Raw genomic sequence first — 10,942 nt, forward strand, 5'->3', positions numbered from 1 at the left:
GCGCCGGCCCCGGACCGCGGGGCCCCACCGCCGCCGCCGCGGTGCTAGTCTGGCCCGCGCCAGCCAAGGGGTCCGATGCGTCTCGACGCCGCCGAACAGTGGGTCCTGCAACAGTGCGCTGCCGGTGGCGTTGCCGACCTGGCCGCCGCGCCGGCGGCGCTCGGCTCGCGCACGCTGCGCGCCGAGGCGCTGCGCCTGCTGCTGCTCGGCGTGCCGGTCGAGACACCGGGCAAGCCCGCCGAAGCCGCGCTGCTGCCCTGCGGGCTGGTGGTGGCCAACGCCGTCATCGCCGGCCGGCTCGACCTGACACGCGCGCACTCCCCGCGCGGCGACGCCGCGTGCCCGCCGCTGGTGCTGCGTGGCTGCCGCTTCGACGCCGGCGGCGTGCCGCCGCAGCCGCAGCAGCGGCCGCTGCCCGACATCGACCTGTCGCATGCGCGCATCGCGCACCTGTCGCTGGTCGACTGCCGGCTGTCCCACCTCGACCTGCGCGAGGCGCAGATCGACGGCGAGTTCGACTTCAGCGGCCTGGCCGCGCCGGCCGACGGCGCGCTGTGCCGCATCGACGCCAGCGGCGCGGCCGTGCGCGGCAGCGTGCACGGCCTGGGCGCGAAGCTGGAGCTCGCGCCCGACCCGGCGCACCCGGCGCACCAGCCCGCCCCAATGGCACTGCTGATGCGCGACGCCGTCGTCGGCGGCTCGCTGCACCTGCGCGCCGGCTTCGTCGCACGCGGCGGCGTGCGGCTGCCGCGCCGCGTCGGCGGCGACGTCTGGCTCGAAGCCGCCGAGCTGCACGGTGCCGGCAGCGGCGAAGCGCTGATGGGCCAGCGCTGCGAGGTGGCCGGCGGTGTCGCGATGCGGCCCGGCCATGGCGGCGGCCGCGTGCTGCCGTTCATCGCCAACGGCGCCCTGAACCTCGTGGACATCCGTGTCGGCCAGGGCTTGGTGATCGACCTGGCGTCGACCGCGCCGTCGCCCGGTGCCGGCAGCGCACCGGCGCTGACGCTGTCGAACGCCAAGGTCGGCGGCGACCTGTACGTCGATGTCGACCGCCAGCCGGTGCAGGCCCGGGCCCTGCGTGTCGGCAACGAGGCCAACTTCACCGCCCACGGCGCCGCGGCGCCGGCGCTGGACCTGACCTTCGCGACCTTCGGGCCATCGCTGTTCCTCGGCGGCGGTTTCGGCGCCGTCGACCTGCACGCCGCCTGCGGCGGCACGCTGATCTGCGTCGAGCCCGGCCGGCCGCGCGATATCGCGCTGCGCGAAGCCCGCTTCAGCAACACGATGACGCTGCGCGCCGACGGCGAACTCGACCTGCGCTCGCTCTGCTGCGACGACTCGGTCGAGGTCTGGGCGGCACAGCCGGCCGCGCTGCGGCTGCGCGCCGACTCGGCGAGCGTCGGCCACGACCTCGTGCTGCACGGCCGCTTCGTGTCGGTCGCGCTGGCACGCGGCCGCATCGACGGCCGGCTCGACCTGCGCGACGCCGCCGTCGAGGAAATGGCCGCCGTCGGATTGCGGGTCCGGGCGCAGACGCTGCTGCCGGGGGAACTGCTGGGCCCGGTCGACCTGTCGTCCGGGCTGTTCGAGGGCGGTGTGGCGACCGGTGCCGCGGTGACACGTCTGCATGTCCGCCGCGTCAACTCGCAGCTCGTCGTGGCCGAGCTCAACCTCGAAGACGCACGGGTCGTCGGCGACCTGAAGATCGACCGCCTCGTGCGCGAACCCGAGACCGGCGTGGCGCGGGTGCCGGCTCGGCTGCCCGACTGGCTGCAGGCCGCCGACGCCCGGTTCGAACTGCATGAGCGTGTGCTGCGCTGCTACCCCGACGCGACACTGGTTGAGCTGCACCGCCGCGTCGACGGCGGCGCGGCGGACGCCGCGCCCGAGTTCGAGATCGCCAGTTTCATCGTCTCGGCCCAGCACTCGTTCTACGGCCGGCTCGACGGCAACTCGGCCGCCTTGCACGATGCGAACGCGCCGCTCGGGCTGACGCTGCAGAACGCCGACCAGGCCGTCGACTACCTGCGGCTGTTCTGCGGCTGCCTGTGGGGCGCCGAGACCTCGTTCGTGCTGGCCGAGCCGGCAGCGTCGGCGCCCTGGCTGCAGGCCGCCGATGCCGAGGCCCAGGCCGCCGTCGAGGCGCAGCTGCAGCCGCCGTCGGCACGCGCCGCCGACGGCGGCGGCTGGGACTGCGAAGCGACGCTGGTCTACCAGGCCGAGCTGTTCGCCAGCAGTTTCCACATCGCCGCCGACGGCCAGGTCACGATGACTGCCGACCGCTCGCTGGCCAAGCTCGCCCAGCCGCCGTTCGCCGACGCCGGCGGCGGGCTGCGCCGCTACCGCCCGCGCAGCGCCGACGAGCGCTGGCACCAGCTCAGCGGCGACTGGCAGCGCAGCGACGACGCCGAGGCCCGCCAAAGCCTCGTCGTCGCCGCGTCACGGCCACGGGTCGAGACCGGCGGCGAGGCTGGCGCACACCTGCCGGTGCGCGTGCGCCTGGGCGGCTGCCGCTGCGACACGCTCGACGACGACGACGGCCGTTCCTGGGGCGACGACGCCGACGGTGCCGCCCCGCGCGTGCGCGCCGAACTCGCGGGCTTCGTCTACGACGACCTGGCCGACGGGCTGCGCGCGTCCTCGCCGCGCAGCGCGCTGAACGCCGAGGCGACACCCGGCGCCGGCGCGCCGCGCGGCCTCTACGGCCTCGAACTCGCCGAGCGCCGGCTGAAGTGGCTGCAGGCGCACGCGCCGCGCGACGAGCCGTTCAACCCGCGCGCGCACGAGCAGCTCGTCGGCGTGCTCAACCGCCGCGGCGACGAAGAAGCGGCGCGCCGGGTGCTGCTGGAGAAACTGAAGGCGCAGCGCCGCGACATGGCCGCGCGGCGGCCGCTGCTCGCCGCGACGCTGTACGGGGCGCTCGAACTGCCGTTCCAGTTCGGGCTGTTCTGGCGCCACGCGGTGGTCACCGTGCTCGCCGTCTGGTTCGCCGGCGCCTGGTTCTTCGACGCCGCCAACCACGGCGGCCTGCGCGTGCTGCCGCTGGGCAGCGCCAGCGTCGTCTGGGACTTCGGCCGCGTTCCGACGCTCGTCGTCGACAGCCGCGCGGTCGCCGACGTCGTGATGCTGGAACACGGCGAGCCGGTCCAGGCGACACGGCGCGCCGATGCCGCGCCCGGTGCCGTCTCCGAACTGCGCTGCGGCGAGCAGATCGAGCCGCTGGTCTACGCGCTCGACGCGATGGTGCCGCTGCTCGACCTGCACCAGGAGGATCGCTGCACGATCAGCGGCGACGCCGAGGCCGTCGGCTGGCGCCTCGGCTCGGCCTTCTACTCGCTGCTCGGCGCCTACGTCACCTCGCTGTTCGTGCTGACGATCTCCGGCGTGCTGCGGCGCAGCGTCGAGCGCTGAGGCCGGCCGCGGAGGTCGCCGGCACGGGCGGCATTCAGCCCGCGGCCGAACCCGGGCCGCGGTCGGGCAGCCAGCGCAGCAAGGTCTCGTAGAGCAGCTGCGGGTCGACGGGCTTGGGGATGTGGTCGTTCATCCCGGCCGCCAGGCATGCGGCGCGGTCGGTGCCGAAGGCGTTGGCGGTCATCGCCAGGATGGGCAGCGCATCACCCAGCCGGCGGCGGATCTCCAGCGTCGCCTCGATGCCGTCCAGGTGCGGCATCTGCATGTCCATCAGCACCAGGGCGTGGGCGCGCGTCGAGGCCAGGGCCACCGCCTGCAGGCCGTCGTCGGCGGTGTCGACGAGCAGGCCCACCATGTCGAGCAATGCGGCCGTGACCTCCTGGTTCACCGGGTTGTCCTCGGCCAGCAGCACACGCTGGCCGTGATGCCGGCGCCGCAGCTCGGCTTCGGCGCTGCTGCCGGCATCGGCCGCCGGCAGCAGCGCCGGCACCGGCGTGCGGCGGCGCAGCACGCGCATCAGCGTGTCGTTCAGGCTGGAGGCGGTGATCGGTTTCACCAGCACGGCGTCGAAGCCCGCCTCGCGTGCCAGCCGCGCCAGTTCCGGATCATCGTCGGCCGTCACGAGGATGCTCGGCGGCAGCGGCGGCGCGAGCAGCTCGCCGATGGCCCTGTGCGTCGCCATGCCGTCCATCGGCACCATGCGCCAGTCGATCAGCATCACGTCCGGACGCCGCCCGGCCGCCAGGTCCTCGCGCAGCCGCTGCAAGGCATCGTCCGGGCCCGGGCAGGCCTCGACCTCGAGCCCCAGCATCGCCAGCAGATCGGCGATGGCGCCCAGCGCTTCGGGCAGGTCGTCGACCAGCAGCGCGTGCAGCCCCGTGGTCGTCGGCAGCTCCACCGCCTCGGCCACGCCGCAGCCGCGGCCCAGCCAGGCGGTGAACCAGAACGTGCTGCCGACGCCGGGCACGCTCTCCATCCCTGCCTCGCCGCCCATCAGGGTGGCCAGCCGGCGTGTCAGCGCCAGGCCGAGCCCGGTGCCGCCGTGGCGCCGGGTGGCCGAGTTGTCGGCCTGCTCGAAGGCGTTGAAGAGCCGGGGCTGGTCCTCGAGCGCGATGCCGGGCCCGGTGTCGCGCACCTCGAACCGCAGCTGCAGCTGCTCGCCGCGCTCGGCGACGCGTTCGCAGCGCAGCCGCACCCAGCCGCGCTCGGTGAACTTGACGGCATTGGCCAGCAGGTTGAGCAGCGCCTGCGCCAGGCGCTTGGCGTCACCGTGCAGCCGCTCGGGCAGCGCGCCGCTGTCCAGCACCAGCTCCAGCCCCTTGGCCCGCGCCTGCCCGTGCACCATGGCCAGCACGCCGGTCAGGAACTCGTCGCGCGAGAACTCGGCATCCTCCAGCACCAGCTTGCCGGCATCGATCTTCGACAGGTCGAGGATGTCGCTGATGACCTTCAGCAGGTGCTGCGCCGCGCCGTCGACCTTGTGCAGCCGCGCCCGCTGCACCGGGTCGGCGAGGTCGCGCGACACCAGGTGCGTCAGGCCGATGATCGCGTTCATCGGCGTGCGGATCTCGTGGCTCATGTTGGCGAGGAACAGGCTCTTCGCGCGGTTCGCGGCTTCGGCGGCGTCCCTCGACTCCTCCAGCTGCGCGGTGCGCGCGGCGACCAGCTGCTCCAGATGAGCGCGGTGCTGCGCGAGCTCCTGCACCAGGGCCTCCGTGCGCCGCCGGGCACGGTGCAGCGCAGCGCTCAGCACGCTGATGAGCACGCCGGTGAGCAGCACGAAGAAGAGCTGCCAGCGCTCGACTTCCGACGCGACGGCGAAACTGTGCAGCGGCGGCAGCAGGAAGTAGGTCGTCGCCGCGAACGCCAGCGCCGTGGCCAGCAGGCCGGCCTTCAGGCCGCCCAGATAGGCGCTCAGCATGATGGGCATCGCGAAGATGATCAGCGTCGGCTGGCCGCCCAGCACCTCGTCGAGCGCGATGCGCGCCCACAGCACCAGCGCCGTCGAGACCAGGGCCACGGCGTAGGCCTGCCACGGTCTCGGCGTGCCCACGAGATCGGATGTCATCGCCCGACGGACCGCGCACGGTCGCCGTGCGTCGGGATCAAGGTCTGGACATCCATTGGACTGGCCCCTCAGCGCGCCACGCTGCTGCGTGGCGGATGAAGGGCCGTGGCGGCAAGGCGCGTGCCCGCCGCCTGGTCGCGCCGCCGACGCTAGGGCAGCGTCGGGCAGACCCGTGCGTGCAGGTGCACCAGTTCCATCTGGCTGTGCGTGTCGGTCTTCTGGAAGACCTGCTTCAGGTGGCTGCGCACCGTGTTCTCGGACAGGCCCAGCGAGCGCGCGATCGTCGCCAGCGACTGCCCGGCGAACACCTGCGCGCTGACCCGGGCCTGGGCCGCGGTCAGCTCGAACTGGCGCGCGAACACGCAGCTGGCGGGGTCGTGGCGCTGCTGCGCGCCGCGCACGGCGAGCATCGCCAGGCCGCGTGTGCCGCCCGCGTGGCGGCGGAAGACCGACCCCACCGGGCGCACGACGACGACGATGCCCGGCTCGTCCGGCGCGCCGGCCAGCGTCAGCACCGCGGGGCGCGTGGCCTCGGGGCTCGGGGCCTCCTGCGCCACGCGCGCGATGGTCTCGGCGAGCAGCCGGCGCTCGAGCGGGTTCGCGGCGACGACGCGGCCACCGTCGACCCGCAGGCCCAGGCGGCCCTCGAGCAGGCGCGAGCCGGCCGGGTTGGTGTGCAGCGGCTCGGCCTCGGCGCTGACGAGGATGGCCGGGTTGGCGTCCTGGTCCGACAGCCGCAGCAGCGCGTGCGCGAGGTCGTGCGCCTCCTGCCAGCGCCACTGGCTGCGCATCGACAGCGTCACGTGCTCCAGCAGCAGCGCCAGCTCGGCTTTCTGGCCGGCGCCGAAGGCCGGAGCATCCTCGGCGCGGTACGCCGCCAGCACGTGCGCGCCGCGCTGGCGCTGGTCGACCACGCCGCACAGCAGGTGCAGCAGGCCACGCGGCTGCAGCACGTCGCGATAGAAGTCGGTGCGCCGCAAGGCCGGCGTGCTGATCAGCTCGTCGCCGGTCATCACCCGCCCCGGCTGGTAGTCGCAGCTGGACATGAACCAGGGGTTGGGCGCCGCGTGTTCGGTCAGGCCGCCGGCCCCGCCCGTCGTCGACTCGTAGAGCGTGACCTCGCCGCCGCCGAGGAACTCGTGGTGCACCAGCGTCACGGCCTGGGCGTCGAAGTGCCGGCGCAGGCGGTCCAGCACCTCCGGCCAGGCCTCGTCGTCCACCCCGGCGGCGTGGATCGCGCGCACCAGCCCGGCAAGCGCTGCGGGCGACGGAATCTCCGGCGCGGAAACGGCGGTACGAGCCATGGGTCTGGGCACTCCTGGCGGCGGGACGGCTGAACGATTCTGGTGCGCGCTTACCAGATGTCAATCCGCATCCAGCCGGGCGCGGGGGCGGGAAACAGCCAGGGGGAGCGGCCGGACGCTGCCGCTACCCTCGGGCCATCGGGGCCCGCCGCGGCACCTGCGGGCACGCGACGATGCTTCGAGTGAAGCGCGAATACCAGTCCTGGGTAGCGAAAGAATCGCTGGAAGACTACGCACTGCGCCACGCCGCCAGCAGCTACCGCCGCTGGCCGCCGCGCGTGATGGCCAACACGGCGATCGGCGGCATCTCATTCCTCGCGCTCGAGGCGATCGGCGCCAGCATCACGCTCAGCTACGGCTTCCAGAACGCGATGGCCGCGATCGCCGTGGTCTCGGTCGTGATCTTCCTCGTCAGCCTGCCGATCGCCTACGCCTGCGCCGTCTTCAACGTCGACATCGACCTGCTGACACGCGGTGCCGGCTTCGGCTACATCGGCTCGACCGTCACCTCGCTGATCTACGCGAGCTTCACCTTCATCTTCTTCGCGCTCGAGACCGCGATCTGGGCGCAGGCGCTGCATCTGGCGACCGGCCTCAGCCTGCCGCTGGGCTACCTGCTGTGCTCGCTGGTGATCGTGCCCATCGTCTTCTACGGCGTCACCTCGATCAACAAGCTGCAGGCCTGGACGCAGCCGGTCTGGGTCGCGCTGCTGGTGCTGCCGGTGCTGCTGATCCTGTACCGGGACCCGTCCATCGTCGGCGTCTGGACCTCGTACGCCGGGCTCGACGGCAGCCGCGGCGCCTTCGACCCCCTGCTCTTCGGCGCCGCCGCCGGCGTGCTGCTGGCGCTGGCGGCCCAGATCGGCGAGCAGGCCGACTACCTGCGCTTTTTGCCCGAGCGCAGCGCCGCCAACCGGCGCGAATGGTGGGCGGCGCTACTGATGGCGGGCCCGGGCTGGATCGTCATCGGCGCGCTCAAGGTCACGCTCGGCAGCCTGCTGGCGGTGCTCGCGCTGCGCACCGGCGCCAGCGCCGCGCAGGCGGTGGAGCCGGCGCACATGTTCGTGCACGCCTACCGCCAGGTCGTCGCCGACCCGGGGCTGGCGCTCGCGCTGGCCGCGGTCTTCGTCACCGTCTCGCAGGTGAAGATCAACGTCACCAACGCCTACAGCGGCTCGCTGGCCTGGTCGAACTGCTTCGTGCGGCTGGCGCACTACCACCCCGGGCGTGTGGTCTGGCTGGTGTTCAACGTGCTCATCGCGCTGCTGCTGACGCTGCTGGGCATCTTCGAGACGCTGCAGACGGTGCTGTCGGTGTACTCGACGGTGGCGATCGCCTGGATCGGCGCGCTCGTCGCCGACCTCGTGGTGCTCAAGCGCACCGGCATCAGCCCGCCTTTCGTCGAGTTCAAGCGCGCCTACCTGCACGACTTCAACCCGGTGGGCTGCGGCGCGACGGCGATCGCGGCCGCCGCCGCGCTGCTGGCCTACGTCGGCGCCTTCGGGCCCTGGGGCCGCGCCTTCTTCGGCTTCGTCGCGCTGGGCGTGTCCTTCGTCGCCGCGATCGTGCTCGGCTACGCCACCCGCGGGCGCTGGTACCTGGCGCGCCAGGACGACCGCTTCCGGCGCATGGGGCGCACGACGCTGGTCGAATGCTGCATCTGCGAGCGCGAGTACGAGGCGCCGGACATGGTGCACTGCCCCTTCTACCGCGGCTCGATGTGTTCGCTGTGCTGCGGCCTGGAGCTGCACTGCCACGACTTCTGCAAACGCCCGGCCGCTGGCGAGGCGCCGCGGCCAGCGCGTTTCAAGCCGCAGCTGCTGCGCCGCATCGGGCGTTTCCTCGGGCTGCTGGGCGTGGTCGCCGCGGTGCTGGGCGCCGCCTTCCTGCTGACCTACCGCTTCATGGACCTGCACGACGCCGCCACCCGCGACGAGCTGGTGCGCGTGATGCTGCGGCTGTACGCCGCGACGCTGGCCGTGGCCTCGCTGGGCGCGTGGTGGATCGTGCTGTCGCACGAAGCCCAGGAACAGGGCGAGCGCGAGCTGCTGGAGTCGCTGCAGCACCTCGAGCGCACGCGCGAGAGCCTGGTCGAGACCGAGAAGCTGGCTTCGCTGGGCGCGCTGGTCGCCGGTGTCGCGCACGAGATCAACACGCCGGTGGGCATCTCGGTGACCAGCGCCTCGTTCCTGTCAGACCGCATCGCCGCCGCGCAGCAGGCGCGCGCCGAGGGCCGGCTCGACGAGGGCGCGCTCGGCCGCTGCCTGGCCGACGCCGCCGGCTCCGCCCGGCTGCTGCTGGCCAACGCCACCCGCATGGCGCAGCTGGTGCTGAACTTCAAGCAGCTCGCCGTCGACCGCATCCCCGAGGCCAGGCGCCGTTTCGACCTGCGCGAGACCGTCGACGAGACGCTGGCGGCGCTGGCGCCACGCATTGCCGAAGCCGGCATCGAGCTGCGCGTGGAGATCGCGCCCGGGCTCGTGCTCGACAGCTACCCGGTGGCGCTGGCGCAAGTGGTGTCCAACCTGGCGCTGAACGCCGTGCAGCACGCCTTCGAGCCCGGCGCCGCCGGCACGCGCCGGCTGCTGCTGCGCGCCGAGGCCGACGACGACGAGCTGCGGCTGGACGTCGTCGACAACGGCCGCGGCATAGACCCGGCGCTGCGTGCGCGTGTCTTCGAGCCCTTCTACACGACGCGCCGGCTGCAGGGCGGCAGCGGGCTCGGGCTGTACATCGTCAACCAGATCGTCACGCGCCAGCTCGGCGGCACGCTGGCGCTGGACAGCGCGCCCGGCGGCGGCGCGCGCTTCGCACTGCGCTTCGCACGCGTGGCGCGGCATGCGCCCGACGTGGGCCGCATACTGGGTGCCTTGCCGAGGACGCGTGGCGATGAACCCTGAAGCCGGGCTGTGGAAGGTGCTGCTGGTCGACGACGAGCCGATGGTGCACGAGGTCTCGCGGCTCATCCTCGCCGGGCTGCGTTTCGAGGAGCGCGAGATCGAGCTGCTCGTCGCCGGCTCCGCCGCCGAGGCGCGCGAGCTGCTCGGCCAGCATCCGGACGTCGCGCTCGCGCTCGTCGACGTGGTGATGGAAACCGACGACGCCGGGCTGCTGCTGGTGCAACACATCCGCCAGCGCCTGGGCAACGCCGACATGCAGATCGTGCTGCGCACCGGCCAGCCCGGCGTCGCGCCCGAAGCCGACGTGATGCACGGCCACGAGATCAACGGCTACTTCCTGAAGACCGAGATCACCGCGCAGCGCCTGAACTCGATCGTCATCACCGGGCTGCGTGCCTACCGCCACACGCTGGAGCTGCGCGCCGGCCGCATGCCGGCGGCAGCAGTCGAACGGCCGCACGACCCGCTGCAGGACGAGCTGGCGACGCTGGACCTGGGCCGCGCGACGCTGCTGCAGGTGCAGCCGGAGGTCGCGCTGGCCAGCTACGAGATCGTCGGCGTCGAGCTGGTGCCGCAGTGGCGCAGCTCGGCCGGGCTGCTGACGGCGGCGCGTGTGCGCCAGGCCGCCGGCGACGGCCAGCTGGCCGAACGCTTCGCGCAGGCGCTGCTCGAGCAGGCGCTGTTCTGGGCCCGGGCCTGGAGCGCGGCGCTGGGCCGGCCGCTGCGCGTGTCGGTGCCGCTGGTCGGCGACACGCTGGCGCAGCCGGATGCCAGCCGCCGCATCGTCGAAGCGGTGCGTGCCGCCGGGCTGGCGCCCGGCACGCTGGACCTGCTGGTCGCCGAGAACACGCTGCTGGCCAGCGCGCCCGCGGTGCGGCCGGCGGTCGAGGCCTTGCGTGCGGCCGGCGTGACGCTGACCTTGAGCGACTTCGGCGCCAGCACGATCTCGCTGCCGCAGCTGAGCGGCGTCGTGCCCGACCGGCTGAAGCTGCACCGGTTGTTCGTGCGCGGCATCAGCCAGCAGCCGGAGCGCATGGCCGTGGCGCGGTCGCTGATCGCGCTGGCGCAGACGCTGCACGCGGTGTCGATCGCCGACGGCATCGCCTCGGCCCAGGACGCGCAGTTCTTCAAGTGGGAAGGCTGCGAGCTCGGCCAGGGCGACGCGCTGGCACCGGCCTGCGCGCCGGCGGAACTGGCCGAGCGGGTGCTGCAGGGCCGGGCCGGCGCGCACTGAAAGCGCCGGCCCGGCCCTGCAGCAC

The 10,942-nt window shown here is 73.5% G+C and carries 5 protein-coding genes; 3 read left to right on the forward strand and 2 right to left on the reverse strand.

All coding sequences use genetic code 11. The features are described 5' to 3' along the window. Positions 1-75 precede the first annotated feature (75 nt). Entirely contained in the window at positions 76-3,411 is a 3,336-nt protein-coding gene (locus CKO43_RS23510) for a hypothetical protein (protein ID WP_200380162.1), read from the forward strand. Between the two features lie 34 nt (positions 3,412-3,445). Here CKO43_RS23510 and CKO43_RS23515 read toward each other — a convergent pair whose 3' ends face one another. Further along, the gene (locus tag CKO43_RS23515; protein ID WP_200380163.1) at positions 3,446-5,464 is read right to left on the reverse strand and encodes a response regulator; all 2,019 of its coding nucleotides are present in this window, start codon (positions 5,462-5,464) and stop codon (positions 3,446-3,448) included. A 164-nt stretch (positions 5,465-5,628) separates the two neighbouring features. Further along, the gene (locus CKO43_RS23520; RefSeq protein ID WP_200380164.1) at positions 5,629-6,783 is read right to left on the reverse strand and encodes a helix-turn-helix transcriptional regulator; all 1,155 of its coding nucleotides are present in this window, start codon (positions 6,781-6,783) and stop codon (positions 5,629-5,631) included. 173 nt (positions 6,784-6,956) lie between these two features. On the opposite strand from CKO43_RS23520, the gene CKO43_RS23525 reads away from it, so the two are divergent. After that, positions 6,957-9,683, forward strand: coding sequence for an ATP-binding protein (locus CKO43_RS23525; protein WP_200231305.1), 2,727 nt, complete (start codon positions 6,957-6,959; stop codon positions 9,681-9,683). Next, positions 9,673-10,917: an EAL domain-containing response regulator gene (locus CKO43_RS23530; RefSeq protein ID WP_200380165.1), complete on the forward strand. Its 1,245-nt coding sequence runs from the start codon at positions 9,673-9,675 to the stop codon at positions 10,915-10,917. Before CKO43_RS23525 ends, CKO43_RS23530 begins: the two co-directional genes overlap by 11 nt. Positions 10,918-10,942 lie beyond the last annotated feature (25 nt).

This window comes from Rubrivivax gelatinosus, assembly GCF_016583785.1.
Lineage (GTDB): Bacteria > Pseudomonadota > Gammaproteobacteria > Burkholderiales > Burkholderiaceae_C > Rubrivivax > Rubrivivax gelatinosus_B.

What these genes read in the sequence shown, in the direction of transcription:
- CKO43_RS23510 (WP_200380162.1), top strand. Translation starts at nt 76, where the DNA reads ATGCGTCTCGACGCCGCCGAACAGTGGGTCCTGCAACAGTGCGCTGCC.
- CKO43_RS23520 (WP_200380164.1), bottom strand. Translation starts at nt 6,783, where the DNA reads ATGGCTCGTACCGCCGTTTCCGCGCCGGAGATTCCGTCGCCCGCAGCG.
- CKO43_RS23530 (WP_200380165.1), top strand. Translation starts at nt 9,673, where the DNA reads ATGAACCCTGAAGCCGGGCTGTGGAAGGTGCTGCTGGTCGACGACGAG.
- CKO43_RS23525 (WP_200231305.1), top strand. Translation starts at nt 6,957, where the DNA reads ATGCTTCGAGTGAAGCGCGAATACCAGTCCTGGGTAGCGAAAGAATCG.